The sequence below is a fragment of the Bosea vestrisii genome (assembly GCF_030144325.1).
Classification (GTDB): domain Bacteria; phylum Pseudomonadota; class Alphaproteobacteria; order Rhizobiales; family Beijerinckiaceae; genus Allobosea; species Allobosea vestrisii_A.
The window spans coordinates 83,088-106,079 of the sequence record NZ_CP126307.1 but is presented as its reverse complement, the minus strand read 5'-3'; the positions used below and the strand labels follow the sequence as shown (position 1 = coordinate 106,079).

Annotated in this window: 18 protein-coding genes and 2 pseudogenes; 7 read left to right on the top strand and 13 right to left on the bottom strand. The window is 66.0% G+C overall.

Annotated features, from left to right (window positions below; translation table 11 throughout):
• The first annotated feature begins 54 nt into the window (after nt 1-54).
• Nucleotides 55-1,428, top strand: a complete 1,374-nt coding sequence (tagH, locus tag QO058_RS00505; RefSeq protein WP_284169813.1) for a type VI secretion system-associated FHA domain protein TagH — start codon at nt 55-57, stop codon at nt 1,426-1,428.
• Nucleotides 1,429-1,437: 9 nt separating this feature from the next.
• Here the strand turns inward: tagH and QO058_RS00500 are convergent, their stop codons facing one another.
• From QO058_RS00500 to QO058_RS00475, 6 genes and pseudogenes are all read right to left on the bottom strand, one after another.
• Nucleotides 1,438-2,127 (bottom strand): ABC transporter ATP-binding protein, encoded by a 690-nt coding sequence (locus tag QO058_RS00500; protein WP_284169812.1) that lies wholly within the window; start codon nt 2,125-2,127, stop codon nt 1,438-1,440.
• Between the two features lie 12 nt (nt 2,128-2,139).
• Nucleotides 2,140-3,408 (bottom strand): lipoprotein-releasing ABC transporter permease subunit, encoded by a 1,269-nt coding sequence (locus QO058_RS00495; protein ID WP_284169811.1) that lies wholly within the window; start codon nt 3,406-3,408, stop codon nt 2,140-2,142.
• A 16-nt stretch (nt 3,409-3,424) separates the two neighbouring features.
• A complete protein-coding gene (proS, locus tag QO058_RS00490; protein WP_284169810.1) occupies nt 3,425-4,756 on the bottom strand; it encodes a proline--tRNA ligase in 1,332 nt (443 codons plus the stop codon).
• Between the two features lie 145 nt (nt 4,757-4,901).
• Nucleotides 4,902-5,401: pseudogene (gene coaD / locus QO058_RS00485) on the bottom strand (pantetheine-phosphate adenylyltransferase).
• A 40-nt stretch (nt 5,402-5,441) separates the two neighbouring features.
• A complete protein-coding gene (locus tag QO058_RS00480) occupies nt 5,442-7,586 on the bottom strand; it encodes a methyl-accepting chemotaxis protein (RefSeq protein WP_284169809.1) in 2,145 nt (714 codons plus the stop codon).
• Nucleotides 7,587-7,678: 92 nt separating this feature from the next.
• Nucleotides 7,679-7,810: a hypothetical protein gene (locus QO058_RS00475; RefSeq protein ID WP_284169808.1), complete on the bottom strand. Its 132-nt coding sequence runs from the start codon at nt 7,808-7,810 to the stop codon at nt 7,679-7,681.
• 191 nt (nt 7,811-8,001) lie between these two features.
• Between QO058_RS00475 and QO058_RS00470 the strand changes: the two are divergent.
• Nucleotides 8,002-9,868 (top strand): annotated as a pseudogene (locus tag QO058_RS00470) (ABC-F family ATP-binding cassette domain-containing protein).
• 7 nt (nt 9,869-9,875) lie between these two features.
• On the opposite strand, the gene QO058_RS00465 reads toward QO058_RS00470, so the two are convergent.
• The 4 genes from QO058_RS00465 to QO058_RS00450 form a co-directional block, all read right to left on the bottom strand.
• A complete protein-coding gene (locus QO058_RS00465; RefSeq protein ID WP_284169807.1) occupies nt 9,876-10,346 on the bottom strand; it encodes a YegJ family protein in 471 nt (156 codons plus the stop codon).
• Between the two features lie 156 nt (nt 10,347-10,502).
• Entirely contained in the window at nt 10,503-10,913 is a 411-nt protein-coding gene (locus QO058_RS00460) for a hypothetical protein (protein ID WP_284169806.1), read from the bottom strand.
• Entirely contained in the window at nt 10,910-11,362 is a 453-nt protein-coding gene (locus QO058_RS00455; protein WP_284169805.1) for a DNA polymerase III subunit chi, read from the bottom strand. Before QO058_RS00455 ends, QO058_RS00460 begins: the two co-directional genes overlap by 4 nt.
• Nucleotides 11,363-11,408: 46 nt before the next feature.
• A complete protein-coding gene (locus QO058_RS00450; RefSeq protein ID WP_284169804.1) occupies nt 11,409-12,902 on the bottom strand; it encodes a leucyl aminopeptidase in 1,494 nt (497 codons plus the stop codon).
• Between the two features lie 179 nt (nt 12,903-13,081).
• Between QO058_RS00450 and lptF the strand changes: the two genes are divergently transcribed.
• The 5 genes from lptF to rsmA are packed head-to-tail and all read left to right on the top strand — an operon-like array spanning nt 13,082 to nt 19,857.
• Entirely contained in the window at nt 13,082-14,278 is a 1,197-nt protein-coding gene (gene lptF / locus QO058_RS00445; RefSeq protein WP_284169803.1) for an LPS export ABC transporter permease LptF, read from the top strand.
• Nucleotides 14,278-15,366, top strand: coding sequence for an LPS export ABC transporter permease LptG (lptG, locus tag QO058_RS00440; RefSeq protein WP_284169802.1), 1,089 nt, complete (start codon nt 14,278-14,280; stop codon nt 15,364-15,366). The genes lptF and lptG overlap by 1 nt, the downstream gene beginning before the upstream one ends.
• Before the next feature lie 36 nt (nt 15,367-15,402).
• A complete protein-coding gene (locus tag QO058_RS00435; RefSeq protein ID WP_284169801.1) occupies nt 15,403-17,934 on the top strand; it encodes an LPS-assembly protein LptD in 2,532 nt (843 codons plus the stop codon).
• 46 nt (nt 17,935-17,980) lie between these two features.
• Nucleotides 17,981-19,000, top strand: coding sequence for a 4-hydroxythreonine-4-phosphate dehydrogenase PdxA (gene pdxA, locus QO058_RS00430; protein ID WP_284169800.1), 1,020 nt, complete (start codon nt 17,981-17,983; stop codon nt 18,998-19,000).
• Nucleotides 18,997-19,857 carry a 16S rRNA (adenine(1518)-N(6)/adenine(1519)-N(6))-dimethyltransferase RsmA gene (gene rsmA, locus QO058_RS00425; RefSeq protein ID WP_284169799.1) on the top strand — a complete coding sequence of 287 codons (861 nt, stop codon included), beginning with the start codon at nt 18,997-18,999 and terminating at the stop codon, nt 19,855-19,857. Before pdxA ends, rsmA begins: the two co-directional genes overlap by 4 nt.
• On the opposite strand, the gene gmk is transcribed toward rsmA, so the two are convergent.
• From gmk to mltG, 3 genes are all read right to left on the bottom strand, one after another.
• On the bottom strand, nt 19,858-20,505 hold the full coding sequence (gene gmk / locus QO058_RS00420; protein ID WP_284169798.1) for a guanylate kinase: 648 nt from the start codon (nt 20,503-20,505) through the stop codon (nt 19,858-19,860). It abuts the gene before it with no gap.
• A gap of 5 nt (nt 20,506-20,510) precedes the next feature.
• A complete protein-coding gene (locus QO058_RS00415) occupies nt 20,511-21,392 on the bottom strand; it encodes a YicC/YloC family endoribonuclease (protein ID WP_284169797.1) in 882 nt (293 codons plus the stop codon).
• Between the two features lie 84 nt (nt 21,393-21,476).
• Nucleotides 21,477-22,883, bottom strand: coding sequence for an endolytic transglycosylase MltG (mltG, locus tag QO058_RS00410; RefSeq protein WP_284169796.1), 1,407 nt, complete (start codon nt 22,881-22,883; stop codon nt 21,477-21,479).
• Nucleotides 22,884-22,992: the final 109 nt, after the last annotated feature.

The window sequence follows — 22,992 nt, the reverse complement described above, 5'->3', positions numbered from 1 at the left end:
CCCGGCGCCAATACGGCTGCCAGGGTCCCGCGACGGCAAGGCGGGCGGCCCGACATGGCGCTGACGCTGACGATCGAGAACCAGGCCTCGCTGCCCGATGGCGGCCCGCTGAGCGTGACCTTGAGCGGCGGGCGCGGGCTCGACATCGGCCGCGACCAGCATCTCGACTGGTGCCTGCCCGACCCAAGCCGCGCCGTCTCCGGCCGCCATTGCGAGGTCCGCTTCAACGACAACGCCTATTGGCTGCGCGACATCTCGACCAACGGCACCTTCGTCAATGGCGGGGCTTATCGCGTGCAGTCGCCCTACCGGCTGCAGCACGGCGATCGCCTCGAGATCGGCCATTACATCATCGCTGTGTCGATCGATGAAGCTGAGCGCGGATCGACCGGCCCAGCCGAGCGATCGGCCATGCCGCCGCCCCCCGGCGATTCGCTGTGGGAATCGAATGGTGACGAGGCGCCGCCGATGGCCCGGCGCGATCTGATCCCGCCCCAGAAATACCAGCCGGTGCACGCGCCTTTCATCGACTGGGCCGCCGATATCCCGACACCAGCAGACCCCGCACAGGCCTTCGCGCCACAATCTGCCGCACCGCCGCCCTCGTCGCGGCCCGACGAGCTCGCCTGGGCGCCCTACCAGCCTCCTCCGGCTCCCGAGCCCGAGCCGATCGCGCCGATCCCGAAACCGCGCCGGCCCCCTTCGCAAGGCGGCAATGGCGATCCCTGGAACGAGGCTCAAGCGGCGCCGCAAGGACGCCCGAGCTTCGATGCGCCGCATGAGCCGGCGCCATCGCGCCCCGCCCCTCCGCCTCCGCCGATAGGCGCTCCGATGGGTGGCCCGGCAATCTCGCCGGCCGAGTTCATCGCCCGCTTCGCGCGCGGCGCCGGCCTGCCGGTCGAGGAATTGTCATGGCAGGATCCCGGCGCCTTCGCCGAGCAGACCGGCGCGCTGATGCGCCTGATCGCCATCGAGTTGAAGGCCTTGCTGGCGGCGCGTGCCGAGAGCAAGCGCATCGCCCGCAGCTCGAACCAGACGATGATCCAGGCGCAGGACAATAACCCGCTCAAGTTCTCGCCGACGATCGAGGACGCGCTGAAGCTGATCTTCGGGCGGCCGACGAGCGGCTATCTCAGCGCACAAAAGGCGTTCGAGGAGAGCTTCAAGGACCTCAAGATCCACCAGATCAAGACCTATTCGGCCATGCAGCACGCGTTGCGCATGCTGGTCGAGGATCTCGATCCGCAGGCCGTCGCCGAAGGCCTCGACGCCGGACGCGGGATCGAAGGCCTGCTGTCCTCGCGCAAGGGCAAGCTCTGGGACGCCTATGTCGCGCGCTGGGAGGCAAAGACCGCGCCTTACGAGGACGGGCTGGTCGACGCCTTCATGCTCTATTTCGCCGAGTGCTACGACCGCGGCGGCCGCTGAACCAAACGCTCAGGTCAGCGGCACCACCAATCCGTCGCGGATCGTGACCTGGCGGTCCATGCGCCGGGCGAGGTCAAGATTGTGCGTCGCAATCAGCGCAGCCAGCCCGGAAGCACGCGCCAGCGCCACCAACGTATTGAAGACGTGCAACGCGGTATGCGGGTCGAGATTTCCGGTTGGCTCGTCGGCCAGCAGAACCCGAGGAGCGTTAGCGACGGCGCGCCCGATGGCGACGCGCTGCTGTTCGCCGCCCGAGAGTTCCCCCGGCAGATGGTCGAGCCGCTCGCCGAGGCCGAGGAAGCTCAGAAGCTCGGTCGCACGCGACTGCGCTTCGGCCTTGCCGAGGCCGCGGATGCGTTGCGGCAGGACAACGTTCTCCAGCGCCGTGAACTCCGACAGGAGATGGTGGAACTGGTAGACGAAGCCGATCTCGGTGCGCCGGAGCCGGGTCAGGCCCTTGTCGTCGAGCTGCGAGGTCGGCACGCCGCCGATAAAGACCTCACCGCTGTCCGGACTCTCGAGCAGGCCGGCGACGTGCAACAGGGTCGACTTGCCGGTGCCGCTCGGCGCGACCAGCGCCACGAGCTCGCCTGGCCAGATCGCGAAATCGGCCTTGCGCAGCACCTCGAGCGGTCTGTCGGATTGGGGGTAATAGCGCTCGATCTGGGAGAGAAAGAGCGCTGGCGTCTCGGTTGCCATCGATCGAGGTCCTCAACCCATCCGCAGGGCTTTGACGGGGTCGAGACGCGCCGCCTTCCAGGCCGGATAGAGCGTGGCCAGCAGCGACAGGATGAGCGTCATGACGACGACGCTCGTGACCTCGCGCCAGTCGATCACCGACGGGATATCGCTCAGGAAACGCACGGTTGGATCCCAGGGGTTGATCCCGAGCAGCTTGCTCAAGCCCTTGTTGATGGTCTGGATGTTCTTGGCGAAGGCGATGCCGAGAACGAAGCCGGCGAAGGTACCGACCACGCCGATGGTGGCGCCCGTGATCAGGAAGACCCGCAGCACCGTGCCACGCGAGGCGCCCATGGTGCGCATGATCGCGATGTCTTCTGTCTTGTCCTTCACCAGCATGATCAGGCCCGAAACGATATTCAGCGTCGCGACCAGCACGATCAGGGTTAGGATGATGAACATCACATTGCGCTCGACCTCGAGCGCATTGAAGAAAGTGCGGTTGCGCTGACGCCAGTCGGACAGGACCAAAGGTCTCGGCGGATCGGCCTCGATCCGGTCGCGCACCGCCTGCGTCTGATCGGGATTGTCGATGAAGATCTCGATGACGTTCACGTCGCCATCGCGATTGAAATAGGCTTGGCTCTCGGCGAGCGGCATGAAGACGAAAGAGGCGTCGAACTCCGACATGCCGATCTCGAAGACCGCCGTGACCGGATAGGCCTTGATCCGCGGCGCCGTGCCGAACGGCGTCGAGGCTCCGCGCGGTGTGACGATGGTGATGGTATCGCCAGCCTGCAGGCCGAGTGAGCCGGCAAGCCGCCGGCCGATGGCGACGCCCCCCGCCGAGGCGAAGCCGTCGAGGGTGCCCTGGCGGACATTGTTGGCGATGAACGGAATCGACTTGATGTCGTCTTCCGAGATGCCGCGCACCAGGACGCCGCCATTGCCGACCTGCGAGGAGGCGAGCGCCTGCCCCTCGACCAACGGGATCGCCAGCTTGATGCCCTGGACCTGGCGCAGCTTGGCTGCGACCTGTTCGTAGTCGTCGAGCGGCCGGTCGATCGGCGTCGCGAAGATGTGGCCGTTGACGCCGACGATCTTCTCCAGCAGCTCCTTGCGGAAGCCGTTCATCACCGACATCACGATGATCAGCGTGGCGACGCCGAGCAGGATGCCGAGGAAGGAGAAGCCGGCGATGACCGAGACGAAGCCCTCGCGCCGACGCGTGCGCAGATAGCGGCCGGCGAGCAGCCACTCGAAACCGGCGAAGGGCTTGGTGCCGGTCGGCACGCTCATGACCGCACTCCTCCGCTCACGCGTTCTTCCCCGGGAAACGCGCCAGCGCCGCCTCCAGCGAGACCAGCTCGCGCTCGCCGCCGGCGCGGCGCTTGAGCTCGACCTTGCCTTCGGCCAGCCCCTTGGGGCCGACGATGATCTGCCACGGAACGCCGATCAGGTCGGCCGTGGCGAACTTGCCGCCCGGGCGGTCGTCGCGATCGTCATAGACCATGTCGTAGCCCTTGGCGGCGAGCCCCTTGTAGAGCTGCTCGCTGGCGCCGTCGGTCGCGGCATCGCCGGTCTTGAGGTTGAGCACCGCGATATCGAAGGGCCCGATCTCGTCGGGCCAAATGATGCCGCCCTCATCATGACCGGCCTCGATCAGCGCGGCGACGAGCCGACTCGGGCCAATGCCATAGGAACCGCCATGGACTGGCACCAGCTGCCCGTCGGGACCGGCGACGGTTGCGCCCATCGGTTCGGAGTATTTGGTGCCGAAATAGAAGATATGGCCGACCTCGATACCGCGCGCCGAAACCTGCCTGTCGGCAGGAATGGCGTCGAAAGCCGCCTTCTCATGCATCTCGTCGGTGGCGGCGTAGAGGCTCGTCCACTTGTCGACGATGCCCTGGAGGCCTTCGATGCTGTCGAAATCGGTATCGGCTGCCGGCGTCGCGAAATCGAGATAATCCTTATGGCAGAAGACCTCGCTCTCGCCGGTCGAGGCGAGCACGATGAATTCATGGGAGAGATCACCGCCGATCGGGCCGGTGTCGGCACGCATCGGGATCGCCTTCAGGCCAAGGCGGGCGAAGGTGCGCAGATAGGCGGTGAACATGCGGTTATAGGCGTGGCGAGCGCTGGCCTGGTCAAGATCGAAGGAATAGGCATCCTTCATCAGGAATTCGCGGCCGCGCATCACGCCGAAGCGCGGACGGACCTCGTCACGGAACTTCCACTGGATGTGATAAAGGTTGAGCGGCAAGTCCTTGTAGGACTTGACGTAGGACCGGAAGATCTCGGTGACCATTTCCTCATTGGTCGGGCCGTAGAGCATCTCGCGGTCGTGGCGATCCTTGATCCGCAACATCTCCTTGCCATAGGCGTCGTAGCGCCCGCTCTCGCGCCAGAGATCGGCCGACTGGATGGTCGGCATCAGGATCTCGATAGCGCCGGCGCGGTTCTGCTCTTCGCGGACAACCGCGCTGATCTTGTTGAGGACGCGCAGGCCCAGCGGCAGCCAGGAGTAGATGCCGGCGGACTGCTGGCGGATCATGCCGGCGCGCAGCATCAGCCGGTGCGAAACGATCTCCGCTTCCTTGGGCGTATCGCGCAGGATCGGCAGAAAATAGCGGGACAGACGCATCGGAACACTCGTCGAAGGGGCGGTGCGCCAGGACGAGCGCACCGAGTCAGGTCAGTCCAGAGACACCATCGCCGTTTGCAAATTGCAAACGCTAATGCAGATCGCATTCAGGCAAATGCACATCGCATTGCCGTGAGGCGGCGTGTCAGCGCTTGGCGAACTTCGCCTTCAGCCTGTCGCTGACGATGGGTGGAACGAAGGCGGAGACGTCGCCCCCATCGCGGCGATCTGGCGCACCAGCGTCGCGGTGATGTGCCGCGCCTGCGGTGTCGAGGGCAGCAGCACGGTCTGCAGGCCGGGCGCCATGGTGTGGTTCATGCCAGCGAGCTGCATTTCGAGGTCGAGATCGGTGCCGTCGCGCAGACCACGCACCAGGATAGTGGCGCCGGCGCGCTTGGCTGCCTCGATCGTCAAATCGGCGAAGGTCGTCACCTCGAGCTCGGTCTTGAACTCGGCCGCGACCGGACCAGCGATGGCGCGCAGCAATTCGGCCCGCTCCTCGGCGGAGAAGATCGGCGCCTTGCCGGGATGCACACCGATGGCGAGGACCAGCCGGTCGACCAGCCGGCAGGCGGCGACGATCATGTCGAGATGGCCGTTGGTGACGGGGTCGAACGACCCGGCGTAAAAAGCTGTGTGGCTCATGCCAAAGCGTTAGCCAACGCAGGCGCCCGCGACAAGGCGCTCAGGCAACACGCAGCTCGTCAATGACATGATCGACCCGTGCGGTCAGTGCCTGGGTCAGCGCGGTCAGTTCGCCTGCCGCCTTCAGGACCGCATCGGAGGCACCGGCGGTGTTGCGCGAGGCGAGCGCGACCTGGCTGGTCGCCTGTCCGATCAGGACGATCTCCTGGGTCGCGGCGAGGACCTCGGCGGCGATAGCATGGGTCGCTGCGTGCTGGCGCTGCATGGTCCGGCTGGTCCGCCGCGTCGCTTCGTTCAGATCCTGCACGAAGGCGCGGATGCCGGCGATGCCCTCGACCGTCGCGGCGGTCGCCTGGTTCATCGCCTCGATCTGGCGCGCAATGTCCTGCGTCGCGTTAGCAGTCTGGGTCGCGAGCGACTTCACCTCGCTGGCGACGACCGCAAAGCCCTTGCCCGCCTCGCCGGCGCGGGCCGCCTCGATGGTGGCGTTGAGCGCGAGCAGATTGGTCTGGCCAGCGATCGCCGAGATCAGCCCGACTACTTCCGAAACGCGCGAAGCGCCATTGGACAGGCTATCGACGATCCGGCTTACAGAATCCGCATGCTCGCGCGCCCGGCCTGCCGTCGCATCCGAGGAACGCACCTCGGCGGCCAAAGCGTCGACGGCGCCGAGCAGGTCCTGCGCCGCGCGCTCGATCGACGTGACGCTGCGGATTGCGTTGCCGGTCGAATGATCGGTGTCGGCGGCGCCGGCCTGAGCCTCGCGCGCGCCCTCGGCCAGCTGGTGTGCAGTGGTGCCCAGAGTTTGCGCCGAGATCGACACCGAAGCCGACACGGTCCGCACCGAATCCTCCAGCTCGCTCGCCAGTTCGCCGAGCAGGGCGCGGCGATGCTGCTCGGCCTCGGCCCGGCGCGTTTCCTGCTCGGCCTCGCGACGTTGCGCCTCGCCGCGCAAGGTTTCGCGGATCAACTCGATCGACTTGGCGATGCCGCCGATCTCGTCGCGACGCCGGGCACCGGGGATCGCCTCTTCCGTCCGCCCCGCGGCGACGCCGGCGAGCCGGTCGGAAAGCCGCGCGATCGGACGCGCCACCGACCAGCCGAGCAGGATCGCGATGCCAAACAGCGGCAGCAGGACCAGCAGCCCGGCGGAGACGACCGCGCTGCGGATCTTGCCGACGACAGCAAAGGCACTCTCCTGCGGGGCAGTCAGCCAGAGCAGCCAGCGCCAATCGCCGATCACGACCTCCTCCCCGCTCGCCACCAATTGCCGACCATCATGGCTGATCATGGTGATGAGCGCGTTCTTCGGCTGCCCGGTCAGCCGATCTCGGTCCAGCGTCTCGCGTGGCGAAGCGCCGTCGCGTCGCAGTGCCGGATTGGAGCGCATGAAACCATCGGAGCCGATGACGAAAACCCGTTCGGCACTGGAGCCCACCGGGTTGAAGGCGAGCACGTCGTCGATCAGCCGCGTGTCGACGGCGATGACGATCGTGCCGGCCTGCTCACGCAAACCCGAGCCTGATTCGATGTCATAGAACGGGGCTGCGAGGAAGGCTCGCGGATCACCGCCGACGGGATCGTAGGGCGCGAAGTCGAGCACCACCTGCTCGCCGGCAACCTTGCCTTGCGCCATCGCCACGGACTTTGCCAAGCCGGTGCCGACAAGGTCGTCCTCGCTCAGCAGGCGACCGAATTCGGGGCCCTTAGTGACGCTGTAGACGACCCGCCCCTTGCGCGAGACGAGATAGATGTCGGCATAGTTGAACTGCTTCAGCGCCGCCGCGTAGGTTTCGTGGATCGGTACATGGCGCCAGGAGTAGCCGTGCTGGTGCTCGCGGCCGGTGCGGGCCATGCGCTCGGCCAGGGACAGCGAGCCATCCCCCTGATAGTGGCCGAGGATGCTCCTGTAGTCGTGCGGGCCGAGCTCCATCCACTTGCCGATCTCGTCGAGTGCCGAGACCGTGAAAGCACTGCGTGCCTGAACAGCGAGCTCAGCGCGAAGCTGCGACCAGCGGCGCTCGATGGCACGGACATGGCTCCCGGCCAGCGAATGCATACGCTCCCGTACCGAAGCCTGTGCCCAACTCGACACGGCGAGGTAGGCCGAGCTTCCAACTGCCAGCGCTGCAAGAGCAGCGAGCGCCAGCATCGCGATTGGAAGCCTGAGCCTGAGGCTGAACACGAATCAGGTCTCCGCCCGACGCCGACTGCGCTCGGAGAGCCAACACGAGTGCGGTTAACGTTGCTTGAAGGCTGCAACGTGCCGTGTTCGCTTCACAACGGTCCAGGCAGCGGCGCCAAAGCGGCGAGCGCCGCAGCGCTGCCGAGGACCAGAGTGAGCAGCGCGACGACGACGGCTGCGAGCGATACCCGGCGCGGGCGCCGGACCAGAGAGCCGAACTGCATGGATCCTCTTTGCGAATCAGTGCGTTACCCCAGCCCATGCCTGCGCTGAACGCCCGGCCATGCCGTGGCGGAAACATGGAGAAATCGTGGCCCTGCCCCAAAGGCAGCCAAAACGCCGCGCACAGATCCCGGTCAATTCTCTCCTTCTGCCGTTTCCAGACGGGCCGAAAGCGCGCTAAACCCCGCTCGCCATGCTGACCCTCAACGACATCACCTATCGCCTCGGCGAGCGCCTCCCTGCTCGACAAGGCCAGCGCTTTCCTGCCCACCGGCTCGCGCGTCGGCCTCGTCGGCCGCAACGGCACCGGCAAGACGACGCTGTTCCGCATCATCACCGGCGACCTCTCTCCTGAGGGCGGCAATGTCGCCCTGCCCAGGGGCATGCGCATCGGCGGGGTGGCGCAGGAGGCTCCTGGCGGACCTGAAACGCTGATCGATGTCGTGCTCGCCGCCGACATCGAGCGCGCTGGGCTGATGAAGGAGGCGCAGACCGCGACCGATCCAATGCGGATCGCCGAGATCGAGACGCGGCTTGCCGATATCGGTGCCCATTCGGCACCCGCGCGTGCCGCGACAGTGCTGCACGGCCTTGGCTTCGATGAGGCGGCACAGCAGCGGCCCTGCTCCGATTTCTCGGGCGGCTGGCGCATGCGCGTTGCACTTGCCGCCGTGCTGTTCTCAGAGCCCGACCTGCTGCTGCTCGACGAGCCGACCAACTATCTCGACCTCGAAGGCACGCTCTGGCTCTACGACTATCTCGAGCGCTACCCGCATACGGTGCTCGTCGTCAGCCATGATCGCGAGCTGCTCGACACCTGCGTCGACCACATCCTGCATCTCGACCAGGGCAAGCTGACGATCTATCGCGGCGGCTACAGCGATTTCGAGAAGCTCCGGGCCGAGAAGCAGGCTCATCTCGCCAAAGCGCGCGAGAAGCAGGATGCCGAGCGCAAGCACCTGCAATCCTTCGTCGACCGCTTCAAGGCCAAGGCCTCGAAGGCCAGCCAGGCCCAGTCGCGCGTCAAGCGGCTGGAGAAGATGCAGGAGATCGCGGTCATCCAGGACCGCGATGTGCAGCCCTTCAACTTTCCCGCCCCCGAGCGGCCGCTGTCGCCGCCGATGGTCGTGCTGGAGGGCGCCAGCGCCGGCTATGGCGAGCGCAAGGTGCTGTCGCGGCTCAACCTGACCTTGGCCCCGGACGACCGCATCGCCCTGCTCGGCGCCAACGGCAACGGCAAGTCGACCTTCTGCAAGCTGATCGGCGGGCGCCTTGCGCCGCTCGCCGGCGAAATGCGGCGCTCGTCGAAGCTGCAGACCGCCTATTTCGCCCAGCACCAGCTCGATGAGCTGCGCATGGAGGATACGCCGGTCGGTCATATCCGCGAGCTGATGCCGGACGCCCCCGAGGCCAGGGTCCGGGCCCGCACCGCGCAGACCGGCTTTCCCGCCAACAAGGCCGACACCCCGGTCAAGAACCTCTCGGGTGGCGAGAAGGCGCGCCTGATGCTCGGCATCGCCACTTTTGGCGGCCCGCATCTGCTCATTCTCGACGAGCCGACGAACCATCTCGACATCGATAGCCGCACCGCCTTGGTCAAGGCGATCAACGACTATCCCGGCGCCGTCATCCTGGTCAGCCACGACCGCTTCCTGATCGAGGCCTGTGCCGACCGGCTCTGGCTGGTCGGGGACGGCACGGTGAAGAGCTTCGATGGCGATATGGATGACTATCGCGACTTCGTGCTCGGCCGCGACAAGCCCGCTCAGCGCGGCAAGTCCGACCCTGAAGCAGCGGGCAAGGCCGAGGAACGCAAGGGCGCGGCGGCGAAGCGCCAGGCGCTCGGACCACTCCGGCAGAAGCTCAATCTGGCGGAGGCCCGCATCGCCAAGCTGACCGGGCTGATCGAGAAGGTCGACGGCGCGCTCGCCAACGGTGCCTTCGCCCGCGAGCCGGACAAGGCGCTGCTGCTCTCGCGCCAGCGCGGCGAGCTGACCGAGGCGCTGGCCGCCGCCGAGGAGGAATGGCTGATGCTGAGCGAGGAGCTGGAGAGCGCCTGAGCCCGCTTCAGGGCAGCGGCGCCAGCTTAAAATCGAGGCGCCTGAGCTGATCGGGCGAAAGCTTCTTCATCGCGACGCGGGTGGTGTAGCTGCCATGCATCAGGCTGCCCGACCTATAGTTCCAGTCGCTGACCATGGCACTCGGCGCGCGGTAAGCGTCGCCATTGGTCAAGCCATCGATATAGACCGGGTCGTTCGCGATCCGGCCGACGAAGACGTCGCCCTCGACGGCAGTCAGATCCATCCAGATATGCTCGCGTGCATTGCCGTCATCATAGGGGATTGCGACCTTGACGGCGTGGCGCTCGCCCGTGCCGCCGCGAAAGAGCGCGACGAAATCCGGCAGCGTCCTGCGCGCCTCGGCGATCGCGCGATTCATCTCGCGATCGGATGAGCGGAAATCGACCACCTGCGCTACCGCAGGCCCTGACGCAGCCACCAGCGACGCGCCGAGAAGCATGATGCCGGCGACCAGCATCCGTCCTCGTTTCTGAACTTGCATCTCGATCCTTCGCCTCGACATCCGGGTCTGTTTCGATCGGCTTGCAGCGCAAGCCAACCGATCGAACGGTCCCATGTGCGAGTCAGAGGCGGAATCCGCGACCTGGTCGGCTCAACCCGGTCGCATTTGGCGTCAACCCTGCTGTTCAGGCTGTCCGGGCTTCACGATCCGGCTCAGGCGGTTGTCGGTGAACATGTAAATCTCGCGATTGGCCGGCTCGGAATAGAGCACCTGCACCTCGCGCCGGCCCTTGCCGTCGCCGCCGATCAGGACGTCGGTCGGCCGCTTACCCTTGAGCCTGACGAGCTCGCATTCGGTGATGCCGACGGCAATCTCCTTCGGCAGCGGCCGCGTCGCCGGATCGAGCGAGACATCCGCGCTGCATTCGCCTTCCGGCGTCAGCATCGCTTCTTGCGTCGAAACGCGCGCCGTTGCGCTGCTGCTGCGGGTGCCGCGCTCATCGGATACGAAGGAAAACCCGCCCATATCGACGGAACAGCCGGCCAGAGCAGCCGCCAAGGCCAGGGCAACAGAAACTTTCACGCTTTTTTCTCCCAGCGGCCGGTCTCGTCCTGCTGCCAATAGGTGGCGGCGACGCCGAGCGTCCGCAGTTTTTTCCAGTCTTCGCGTGCCGAGGCGAGCGCATCGGGATCGTCGCCATCGAACATCAGGATGACGCGCTCGTAAGCGTCCAATGCGTCCGGAATGCGAACGCCATCGACACAGAAGCGAACTTGCGCGCCATTCGGGTTGTCGCTGGCGGTGGTGAGCACGATCGGATTACTGGCGGCGTCCGGCTCGGATGCCGCCGCATGCGGCAGGAAGGATTCGTCCGCATAGGTCCAGAGCCGGTCGTCGAGCGCGGCCAGGCGCTCGCGACTCGACAGCTCCACCACTGCCTTCCAGCCACGGGCGAGCGAGCGCTCGAGCAAGGTCGGAATGACCTGCTCGAGCGGACGCCCCTGCAGATGGTAGAACAGGACTTCGGCCATTACGCAGTCAATACAATCCGTTGCGAGTTTCGGTTCAGAGCTCGAATCAGCTCTCGTAGTGATCCTTCACCAGCCGGTCGAGCAGGCGCACGCCCCAGCCCGAACCCCAGGACCGGTTGGTTTCGCTGTTCGGCGAGCCCATGCCGGTACCCGCGATGTCGAGATGTGCCCATGGCGTGTCGTTGACATGCCGCTGCAGGAACTGGGCGGCGGTGATCGAGCCGCCATGGCGGCCGGCCGAGTTCTTCATGTCAGCGAACTTGGAATCGATCATCTTGTCGTAGGCTGCGCCAAGCGGCATGCGCCAGACGGTCTCGCCGGTCGCCTTGCCGGCGGCGAAGAGCCGCTCCGACAATTCGTCATTATTGGAGAACAGGCCGGCGTTCTCTTGCGCCAGCGCGACCAAGATCGCACCGGTCAGCGTCGCCAGGTTGACCATGAAGACCGGCTTGAAGCGCTCCTGCGTGTACCAGAGCACGTCGGCGAGGACGAGCCGACCCTCGGCGTCGGTGTTGATGATCTCGATGGTCTGGCCGGAGAGCGAGGTGACGATGTCGCCAGGTCGCTGGGCCTTGCCGTCCGGCATATTTTCGACCAGGCCGATCACGCCGACGGCGTTGACCTTGGCCTTGCGGGCCGCCAGGGCCTGCATCAGCCCGGTGACGCAGGCCGCGCCGGCCATGTCGCCCTTCATGTCCTCCATGCCGCCGGCCGGCTTGATCGAGATGCCGCCGGTGTCGAAGGTCACGCCCTTACCGACGAAGGCGACCGGCTTGTCGCCCTTGGCGCCGCCGTTCCAGCGCATCACCACGACGCGGCTCTCGCGGTGCGAGCCTTGGCCGACGCCGAGCAGCGCCCTCATGCCGATCTTCTTCAGCTCCTTCTCGTCGAGAATCTCGACCTCGACGCCGAGTTTCTCGAGCTTGCCGGCCCGTTCGGCGAACTCTTCGGGGAAGAGCACGTTCGGCGGCTCGTTCACGAGATCGCGAGCGAATTCAACACCGTTGGCGATGGCTTCGCGTACCTTCAGCGCCTTCTTGGCCCCAGCCGGGTCGTCGACGCGCAGCGTCACGGTCTTCGGCTCGGACTGGTCCTTGTCGCGGCTCTTGGTCTTGTAGCGATCGAAGACATAGCTCCTCAGTCGCAGGCCGAGCCCGATTTCGGCGATTTCATCAGCCGAGAGTTCGCCATCGGGCAACGCTGCAACGACGTCGGCGCTGCGGCCGTTGCCGAGGCGGCCGGCAATGGCGCCGCCGAGCGCGGCGAAATCGAGCTTGTCCCGGTCGGCTTCCGGGCCGGTTCCGACCAGAATCAGGCGCTCGTAACCAGCGCCGTCCGGCGCGAGCAGCGTCAGTCCGGAGAGAGCCTTGCCCTTGAAGCGCTCGGCCGCGGCGGCGCGCGCGATCAGCGTGTGAGCCCCCGCGCCGATCCAGTCCTCGGCCGCCTTCGGCGGCGTCAGCCTGTCCGAGACGAGGATCACGAGATCCCCCCCGGCAATGGCGTTCAGGGCTTTGACCTCAAGCTTCAGGCGCTGCGACATCGAAGGCTCACGGGTTGCGGGAGAAGGGCTGGCGGAAGGAGCCAACCGAGGTTGGGGCTCGCAAAGGCCACAAACGATTCCCGTTTGCGCCATGATCGAAGCTATACCATAGGGAGTTCGAGGCGAGCCGTCCAAGGGGAGCGCCTTCTAAAGTACCCTCGCCCCAGGATCGTTACCGCGTGCGCTTCGGACTTCTCGACCGCTACATCCTGAAGATCGCCGCCGGTGCGGCGGTGATTCTGCTCGTCGGGCTGACGAGCGTGATCTGGGTCACGCAGGCGCTGCGCGAGGTCGACCTCATCACCGGCAAGGGCCAGACGGTGATGATCTTCTTCACCGTAACCCTGCTCTCGCTGCCGGCACTGATTGCCGGTATCGCGCCGGTCGCCTTGTTCATGGCGACGCTCTACACGCTCAATAAGCTCAACAGCGATTCCGAGCTGATCGTGATGAATGCCGCGGGCGTTGCGCCGCGCCGGCTGACGCGCCCCTTCATCGCGCTTACTCTGATAACCGCAGCCCTGGTCGGCTGGATGTCGCTCGGGGTGATGCCGGCCGGCTTTCGGGCGTTGCGCGACCTCATCACCCTGATCCGCGCCGACTTCGTCGCCAACGTGATCAGGGAAGGTCAGTTTGTCTCGCTCGATTCCGGCGTCACCTTCCATTATCGCGAGAAGCAGGGGCAAGCCCTGCTCGGCATCTTCATGCAGGACCGACGCGATCCCAACCAGCCTGCCGTCTACATCGCCGAGCGCGGCCAGTCGGCCGAGGCCGACGGCAACAGCTTCCTGATGCTGGAGAAGGGTACGATCCAGCGCGAGAGCCGCAACCAGAACTCGAGCTCGATCATCTCGTTCGAGCGTTATGCGCTCAATCTCTCAGCGTTGACGGGCGATTCCGACGGGGCCGCCGGCGGCAGCGGCGACGGCGACAAGGTCATCTACAAGCCGCGCGAACGCACCACCTGGGCGCTGCTGACGCAGAATCCCAATGAGCCCTACTACAAGATCCAGGAAGGCCGCTTCCGGGCGGAGCTGCATAATCGCCTTTCGGCGCCGCTCTACCCGATTGCCTTCATGCTGGTCGCGTTCGCCATCCTCGGCGAGGCGCGCACCACCCGCCAGGGCCGCGCCGCCGCCATCCAGATCGCCATCCTCCTGGTCGGTGCCATCAGGATCGGCGCTTATGCCGCCTGGACCGCCAGCGTGCGCTCGCCCCTCGCGGCCGCCTTGCTCTACATCCTGCCGATCGGAACGATCCTCCTGTCGGCCTTCGCTATCGGATTCGGCTCACGAACCCGTGTGCTCATCGACCAGCTGACGGAGGCGCTGATCGCGCCCTTCGTTGCCCTCGCAGCACGTTTCCGGCGCGCTTGATGCTGCTGTTCAAGACCTTCGGCCGCTATCTGACGCAGCGCTTCCTGCGCGCGATCCTCAGCGTGTTCGGCACCTTCTTCTTCCTGATCGCGACGCTCGACTTCGTCGAGCTGATGCGGCGCGCCGGCGATTCCCCGACTGCGACGACGCCGAGCATCATCCAGCTCGCGCTCTACCGCGCACCCTCGGTGGCAGAGCAGATCTTCCCGTTCGCAGTGCTGTTCGGCGGCATGTTCGCCCTGCTCAACCTCAGCCGGAAGCTGGAGCTGGTCGTTGCCCGCTCGGTCGGCATCTCGGCCTGGCAGTTCCTGCAGCCGGCGGCGCTGGTCGCAGGCGCGGTCGGCCTCGTCTCGGTCGGAATCTACAACCCGGTCGCCGCCGAGCTGAAGCAGCGCGCCACCGCGCTGGAGGCCTCGCTCTTCGCCCGGACCGGACAGATTGTCGGCGGCAAAGAGATCTGGATCCGCCAGCGCAGCGTCGACGGCCAAGCGATCATCCGCGCCGCCGCTGCACTGGGAGACGGCGTGGGACTTGCTCAGGTCGCGTTCTTCACCTTCTCCCCGGACGGCGGCTTCAGCGAGCGCATCGAAGCGAAGCAGGCCGTGCTCTATCGTGGCTACTGGGAATTGTCGGAGGCTCGGGTCACGTCCGCCACGGAAGAGCCACAGACGTACTCGACATACCTGATCGCGACGACGCTGGAGCCCGACCAGGTGCGACAAAGTTTCACCCCGCCCGATTCTGTCGGGTTCTGGTCGATGCCAGCCGTTCTCGACCGGACCCGCAAGGCCGGTCTCGATACGACGCGCTATGAGCTGCGCTATGAATCCCTCAAGGCACGGCCACTTCTGCTGATCGCCATGATCTTGGTCGCAGCATCCGTTTCCTTAAGATTTTTCCGGTTTGGTGGTGTGACCAGATTGGTGGTAGGTGGCGTCGCGGCTGGGTTCATGCTCTATGTGGCGACACAATTATCTGAGGAGTTGGGCTCATCGGGCATCGTCAATGCCTCGGTGGCCGCTTGGCTGCCCGCGATCGTGGGCACGCTGCTCGGCGCACTCGCCCTCCTCCACCAGGAAGACGGCTGAGAATACGGTGGCTATGGTTAATTTTGGATTGAGTTCATGGCTTCCGGCGTAAGACGCATGATGCGCCTTGCGGCTGCGACGGCGCTGGCGACCACGCTTGCCCCGATCCTCAGCTGGACGAGTCTGGCCTATGCCCAAACTCCGGCGGCCAAGCCGCAGGAGCGCATGGTCGTCGATGCGCGCGAGCTCGTCTACGACAAGGACAACAGCACCGTTTCGGCGGTCGGCGATGTCCAGATTTTGTATCAGGGCCGCACGATCGAGGCCGATCGCGTGGTCTATGATCGCCAGAGCAAGCGCGTCGTCGCGACCGGCAACGCCCGCATCACCGAAGCCAACGGTACGGTGATCACCGGCGACCGTTTCAACCTGACTGACGACTTCCGCGACGGCTTCATCGATTCGCTGCGCGTGGTGAACACCGACAAGACCCGGTTCTCGGCGCCGCGCGCCGAGCGCACCGATGGCGAGGTCTTCGTCTTCGACAAGGGCATCTATACGGCCTGCGAGCCTTGCGTCGATCAACCCGAGCGCCCGCCGTTCTGGCAGGTGCGCGCTGCCCGGATCATCCACAAGAAGTCCGAGCAGATGATCTACTACGAGGAGGCCCGGCTGGAGTTCGCCGGCGTCCCGATCGCCTATATCCCGTATATGTCGGGGCCGGACGCGACCGTTAAGCGCAAGACCGGCTTCCTGGCGCCGAAGTTCATCAACACCTCGGCACTCGGCTATGGCGTGGGCTTGCCCTACTTCATCAATCTCGCGCCGAACTACGATCTGACGGTGACGCCGACCTATCTCTCGCGCCAGGGCCTGCTCGGCGAGGTTGAGTGGCGGCATCGTTTCGTCAACGGCTCATACAACATCCGCGCCGCCGGCATCTTCCAGCAGGAAAAGGAAGCTTTCCTGCCGAGCCCCTTCGGTGCCGGTGACGACAAGTTCCGCGGCTCGGTCGAGAGCTCCGGCAAGGTGTTCATCAACCCGCGCTGGAATTTCAGCTGGGACGTCGCGGCCGCGACCGACCGGTTCTTCTTCAAGAACTACCGGATCCGCAGCGAGAGCATCACGGCTTCGACCTACCTGCAGGAATCGACCTCGACGGCCTCGCTGAACGGCCAGACGGCGAATGCCTGGTTCGACATGCGCAGCTACTACTTCCAGCCGCTGACCTATTACGACTGGCAGAAGCAGCAGCCGATCGTCGGGCCGGTCGTCGACTACAACAAGCGGATCCACAAGCCGTCGATGATCGGCGGCGAGCTGTCCTTCACCGTCAACCTTACGCATTTGACGCGCGAGGCAGCCTCCTTCAAGGAGCTGCCGGCTCAGAAGTCCTACCTGCTCACCGGACCGAATTATCTGTTCGACGGCTGCGCAGTCTATCAGAAGGGCCAGTGCCTCGTGACCGGCCTTGCTGGTTCGATCGCGCGCGCCACCGCTGAGGTCGATTGGCGGCGCAACTTCGTCGACTCGATCGGCCAGGTCTGGACCCCCTACGCCTCGATCAGAGCCGACGTGTTCTCGATCAATCCGAACACGACGAACTATACCAACGCCAACGTCAGCACGATCGCCGACGTGTCGGACGAGGTGTTCGGCCGCGCCATGCCGGCAATCGGCCTGATGTACCGGTTCCCCTTCGTCGCTTCGACCTCCTGGGGCACGCATATCCTCGAGCCGGTCGCACAAGTCGTGGCGCGCCCGAACGAGACCAACAGCCTGCGCGTCGCCAACGAGGATTCGCAGAGCCTGGTCTTCGACGATACCAACCTGTTCGAGTGGAACAAATTCTCCGGATACGACCGGGTCGAGGGCGGCAGCCGCGCCAATATCGGCTTGCGCTATAGCGGGACGTTCAGCAAGGACTCTTACGCCAACTTCCTGGTCGGGCAGTCGTATCACCTAGGCGGTCGCAACTCCTACACCAGCAGCGACTTGACCAACACCGGTCTCGATTCGGGGCTCGACACTCGCCGCTCCGACTATGTTGCCAAGGCACAATTCCAACCGTTCAAGGGCCTGTTGCTGCAGGCCGGTGGGCGCTTCAACGAATCGACCTTCGAGCCGCAGCGCGTCGATGCTTCGGCCTCGTTCAACTATAAGTTCCTGTCGACCTCGATCGGCTACAGCCGCTATGAGCCGCAACCGGACCTTGGCATCCCGCGCCGTCGCGAAGGCCTCAGCATCAGCCAGTCCGTCTCGTTCGCGCAGTATTGGACCGTGCGCGGCAGCGTCCTGTTCGATCTCGACAAGTTCAAGTACGACCGCGAGCGCTATCGCGATGCACTGGCCGCGCATCTGGTGAACCCCACCGGTTACGCTAACCCGGTCTATCCCAATACCGGCCCGCTCCAGACCGCGGCGGCATCGGTCGGCCTGCGCTATCAGGACGAGTGCACGATCTTCGACGTGTCCTATTCGCAGTCCTATGCCGACCGGCAGGCGGGTTCGACGAAGGACACCCGAACGGTCATGTTCCGCCTCGAACTGCGCACGCTCGGCGAGATCAGCTATTCGCAGAACCTGGGTGCGAGCAGCTCCGGCGACGGTGTCTCGTCCAGCAATTGATGGCACCTTTGCCGGTGCTTCCGAAAGGCGCTGGAAGGGGCCGCGCTTGAGCCAGCGTCTCCTTGCTCTGACCCAAGGCGATCCCGCAGGGATCGGCCCGGAATTGGCGCTTGCCGCCTGGCGGCAGCGCGAGGAGCGAGCCATTCCGCCCTTTGCCTATCTCGGCAGTGCCGCGGCGCTCGCCAAACTGGCGAAGCGGCTCGGCCTGCAGGTGCAGTTGCGCAATGTCGGCTGGGACGAAGCCGAAGCCTGCTTCGCGACCGCCCTACCCGTGATCGAGCTCGACAATCGCCTGCCGGCGCGATCGGGATGTCCCGACCCAGCCAACGCAGCCGGCGTGATCGAAGCGATCGAGCGCGGGGTCGACGCTGTCGAGGCCGGACAGGCTGCGGCGCTCGTCACCAACCCCATCGCCAAGAGCGTGCTTTACGCCGCCGGCTTCCAGCATCCCGGCCATACCGAATTTCTGGCGGAGCTGGCAGGACGTGGCCGGGACAAGGTGCCACGCCCGGTGATGATGATCTGGTCGGAAGGGCTCGCCGTCATTCCGGTCACCATCCATATTCCGCTGGCGGCGGTGCCGGGTCAGCTGACGACGGAGCTGATCGTCGAGACCGGCAGGATCGCAGCCGCCGATCTCGAACGCCGCTTCGGCATCTTGCGGCCTCGGCTGGCATTGTGCGGTCTCAATCCCCATGCCGGTGAAGATGGCGCGCTCGGCAAAGAGGATGCGGCGGTGATCGCACCCGCAGTCGAGCAACTGCGAGGGCTCGGCATCGACGCGAGCGGCCCCTATCCGGCCGATACCCTGTTCCATGCCCGGGCGCGCGGCCGCTATGACGTCGCGCTCGGTATGTATCACGATCAGGCGCTGATCCCGATCAAGACGATCGCCTTCGACGAGGGCGTCAACGTCACGCTCGGGCTGCCCTTCATCCGCACTTCGCCGGACCACGGCACGGCATTCGACATCGCTGGCAAGAGCATCGCCCGGCCGGACAGCCTGTGCGCGGCGCTGAAGCTCGCGGCCCGTATGGCTGCAGCTGAAAGCAGGGCCCCCGCATGAGCACCAGTTCTCCAGATGGACTGCCACCGCTGCGCGAGGTGGTCGAGCGCCATGGGCTGATGGCGCAGAAGGCGCTCGGCCAGAACTTCCTGTTCGACCTCAACCTGACCGGCCGGATCGCGCGGTCCGCCGGCCCGCTGGAGGGTCAGACCGTCGTCGAGATCGGTCCCGGCCCCGGCGGCCTCACCCGCGCGCTGCTGGCAAACGGAGCGGATCGCGTCATCGCCATCGAGCGTGACCGCCGTTGCATGCCGGCGCTCGCCGAGATCGGTGCCCACTATCCGGGGCGGCTCGAGGTCGTCGATGGCGACGCGCTCGCCGTCGACCTCTCCGGCCTGCTCGGCGGCAACCAAGCCCGGATCGTTGCCAACCTGCCTTATAATATCGGCACGCCATTGCTCGTCGGCTGGCTCAGCGCCGAGCCTTGGCCGCCGTGGTGGACCTCGCTGACACTGATGTTCCAGCGGGAGGTCGCCGAGCGCATCGTCGCGACGCCGGAGCAGCGCGCCGCCTATGGGCGGCTCGCCGTGCTCGCCAACTGGCGCTGCGAGACGAGGATCTTGTTCGACGTGCCGAAGACCGCCTTCGTGCCGCAGCCCAAGATCACCTCCTCGATCGTCCAGTTGGTGCCGAGGCAGTGTCCGGACCCTTGCGACCGGCGCTTGCTGGAGCGGGTCACGCTCGCTGCCTTCGGACAGAGGCGGAAGATGCTGCGCCAGAGCCTCAAGGCCGTGCTCGCCGATCCAGCGGCGATGATCGAAGCTGCCGACCTATCGCCGACCATGCGGGCGGAGGAGGTCCCGGTCAGTGGTTTCGTCGCCCTCGCTAACGCGCTGGCATCGGCGCCGCGAGGCTGATCAGTCGACCTTCTCGGCCAGCAGGGTCTCGACGAAGGCCGCCATGCCGACTGCGCGACTGCGCTTCAGTCGCTCGGCCGAGAGGATCGAGCGAACCGATTCGTAGGCAGCGCCTAGATCATCATTGACGATGACGTAGTCGTAGACGCTCCAGCGCGCGATCTCGTCGCGGGCATTGTCGAGCCGGCGCGCGATCACCTCCGGCGCATCCTCCGCACGTCGAACCAGCCGCGAGCGCAGCTCAGCCATGGAGGGCGGCAGGATGAAGATCGCGACGACGTCCTCGCGTGCCTTCTCGAGTATCTGCTGCGTGCCCTGGTAGTCGATGTCGAACAGCACGTCGCGGCCGGCCTTCAATGCCTCCTCGACGGGCTTGCGGGGCGTACCGTAGCCATTGCCATGGACTTCGGCCAACTCCAGCAGCTCATCGCGCTGGCGCAGCAGGTCGAAGGCATCGCGATCGATGAAATGATAATGGACACCGTCGATCTCGGAGGGGCGCTTCCCGCGCGTCGTCACCGAAATCGAGAGATCGAGATTGGTTTCCTTCTGCGACAAGGTCCGGGTCAGCGTCGACTTGCCGGCACCGGACGGCGACGACAGGATCAGCATGAGACCGCGACGAGCCGGGCGGGCGAGATCGGCCATCCCCATCACTCCACGTTCTGGACCTGTTCGCGCAACTGGTCGACGGTCGTGCGCAATTCGAGCCCGATCCGCGACAGACCGGGGTCGCCCGCCTTGGCGCAGAGCGTCGACGCCTCGCGACCAAACTCCTGCGCGAGGAAATCGAGCTTGCGGCCGATCGGCCCGCCCTGGGCGAGCAGTTCGCGGAGCGCTGCGACATGAGCGTGGAGCCGGTCGATCTCCTCGCGGATATCGGCCTTGACCGCCAGCAGCGCGGCTTCCTGATGCAGGCGCTGCGGTTCGAAGGCCTTGCCGGTCTCCATCAGCGCAGCAATCTGGGCTGCCAGCCGCGCACGGACCGCCTCGACACTGCGAGCCGGGTGGTTCTCGGCTTCGCTGGTCAGGCGGGCGATGGTGTCGAGGTGGCCGGCGATAATCGCCTCGAGCGCCCGCCCCTCGGCGAACCTCGCCTGCTTCAGCGCCGCGATCGTCTCCGTCAGTGCCGTGAGCACCGGCTTTTCGAGGTCCGCGAGTGCATCGCCGCTGTCCTCGGAGACCTCGACCACGCCGCGGATCGCCAGCAGACCGTCGAGCGTTGCTGGGGCGATGCCAGCGGGCAGCTTCAATTGGCTCGTAGCCGCGATCAGGGCAGCGAGGGCTTCCTGGTTGATGCGCGGCCGTGGCGCAGCAGCGGCGCTGGTGATGGCGAGGCCGACATGCAGGGTGCCGCGTGCAAAGGCGGCTGAGAACTGCTTGCGGGCGGCTTCGGAGAAGCTCTCGAAGCCGGTCGGGGCCCTGACGCGGACATCGAGCCCACGGCCGTTGACACTGCGGACCTCCCAGGCGAACGCGTGCGCTCCGGACGTGCCAGCCGCGCGCGCAAACCCCGTCATGCTCTCGATCGCCATTGGCCGCCGTCTTCCCTTTCGCGTTGCGGGCGGACCCTATTCAGGCCCGGCAAAGTCCACAAGCGCGAGATGCGGAAAGATCGATCAAGGCTTCAGCGGCGGCACCTGCTTGGGGCTGTTGAGGTCGAAGGTCTTGTTCAGCAGCGGATCCCGGGTGGTGCCTTCGGAGGCGTCGAAGGCGCGGGCCCGCGTCCCGGCCGGCCCCGCTGCCGCGCCAGCCTGTACCGGCTGGCCAGCCGCCGCGCGGCGGTTGCCCGGAACCGGGAAGCTCTCCGGCTGGGTCTGATCGGGCGCCGTCGCGGCCTGACCGTCTGCCCGCGCCGCAGCCGGAGCTTCGGTGCGCTGATCGGGAGCCGGCGGCGGCTCGGCGCGGTCGACACCGCCATCGGTGGGCGGGCGACCGGCCTCCCGGCGAGCCGACTCGACCTGGCGCCAGCGCGCGACGTTGCGGTTGTGCTGCTCCAGGCTCTCGGCGAAGGCATGTCCGCCGCTGCCGTCCGCGACGAAGTAGAGGTCCTTGGTCCGCGAATGGTTGACCACAGCCTCCAGCGCCGCACGGCCTGGATTGGCGATCGGTCCTGGCGGCAGCCCTTCGATCACATAGGTGTTGTAGGGCGTCGCCTGGGTGATTTCGGGGCGCGTGATTCCGCGGCCGAGCGTGCCCTTGCCGCCGACGAGCCCGTAGACGATCGTCGGGTCGGATTGCAGCTTCATCTTGCGGTTCATCCGGTTGATGAAGACGCCGGCGACGCGCGGCCGCTCGTCGGCGCGACCGGTCTCCTTCTCGACGATCGAGGCAAGGATCACCAGTTCCGCCGGCGTCTTGATCGGCAGGTCCGCCGGGCGCTTGGCCCAGACTTCGTTGAGGACGCGGGTCTGGTCTCGCGTCATCCGACTGACGATGGCTTGACGCGTCGAGCCGCGCTGGAATTTGTAGGTGTCGGGCAGGATCTGGCCCTCGCGCGGTACTTGGATAACGTCGCCGGTGAGCAGTTCGTTCTGCTGCAGGCGCGCCATGATCTGCTCGCTCGTCAGCCCCTCGGGGATGGTGATCGAATGCTCGACCGCCTTGCCCTCGGCGATGACGTCGAGGATGTCCCTTTGGCTGGCGCGGGCCTTGAACAGATATTCGCCGGCCTTCAGGCTGGCGGCCTTGCCTGAGGTGAACGCCGCGACCTTGAAGGCCCAGGGATGCTCGATCAGCCCCTCGCGCTGCAGCAAATCGGCGATCTCCGTCACCCCGTTCTCTTTCGGGATGATCAGGACGCGATCAGTGGCGAGCGGCCCCGGTGCCTTGCTGCGGCCGTCGAGATAGACAATGCCGCCGCCGACAGCGCCGGCGAGGACGAGAGCTGTCGTGAACAGCCCGCTGAGCAGGCCGATAAAGGGCGAACGCCGACGCTTGCGCACCTTCGGCGGCGGAGCCGGCGGCGCGACAGGCTTCAACGCCTCGTTTGGACTCCTCGGCGCGACGCGAGGCGGCTGACTCATGATGCTTTCGCCCGATTCCCTGACATCGCGACCGGCAATGCCGGCGTCGATCCGATCTAGTGGCAAGCCGGCCGCATACTGGCACGACGGCGGCGACAGGCTAGCGAAA

Bases quoted from the DNA above. Each gene is read 5' to 3' on its own strand.
- tagH (WP_284169813.1), top strand. From the start codon at position 55: ATGGCGCTGACGCTGACGATCGAGAACCAGGCCTCGCTGCCCGATGGC.
- QO058_RS00500 (WP_284169812.1), bottom strand. From the start codon at position 2,127: ATGGCAACCGAGACGCCAGCGCTCTTTCTCTCCCAGATCGAGCGCTAT.
- QO058_RS00495 (WP_284169811.1), bottom strand. From the start codon at position 3,408: ATGAGCGTGCCGACCGGCACCAAGCCCTTCGCCGGTTTCGAGTGGCTG.
- proS (WP_284169810.1), bottom strand. From the start codon at position 4,756: ATGCGTCTGTCCCGCTATTTTCTGCCGATCCTGCGCGATACGCCCAAG.
- QO058_RS00475 (WP_284169808.1), bottom strand. From the start codon at position 7,810: ATGCAGTTCGGCTCTCTGGTCCGGCGCCCGCGCCGGGTATCGCTCGCA.
- QO058_RS00465 (WP_284169807.1), bottom strand. From the start codon at position 10,346: ATGCTGGTCGCCGGCATCATGCTTCTCGGCGCGTCGCTGGTGGCTGCG.
- QO058_RS00455 (WP_284169805.1), bottom strand. From the start codon at position 11,362: ATGGCCGAAGTCCTGTTCTACCATCTGCAGGGGCGTCCGCTCGAGCAG.
- QO058_RS00450 (WP_284169804.1), bottom strand. From the start codon at position 12,902: ATGTCGCAGCGCCTGAAGCTTGAGGTCAAAGCCCTGAACGCCATTGCC.
- lptG (WP_284169802.1), top strand. From the start codon at position 14,278: ATGCTGCTGTTCAAGACCTTCGGCCGCTATCTGACGCAGCGCTTCCTG.
- QO058_RS00435 (WP_284169801.1), top strand. From the start codon at position 15,403: ATGGCTTCCGGCGTAAGACGCATGATGCGCCTTGCGGCTGCGACGGCG.
- rsmA (WP_284169799.1), top strand. From the start codon at position 18,997: ATGAGCACCAGTTCTCCAGATGGACTGCCACCGCTGCGCGAGGTGGTC.
- gmk (WP_284169798.1), bottom strand. From the start codon at position 20,505: ATGGCCGATCTCGCCCGCCCGGCTCGTCGCGGTCTCATGCTGATCCTG.
- QO058_RS00415 (WP_284169797.1), bottom strand. From the start codon at position 21,392: ATGGCGATCGAGAGCATGACGGGGTTTGCGCGCGCGGCTGGCACGTCC.
- mltG (WP_284169796.1), bottom strand. From the start codon at position 22,883: ATGAGTCAGCCGCCTCGCGTCGCGCCGAGGAGTCCAAACGAGGCGTTG.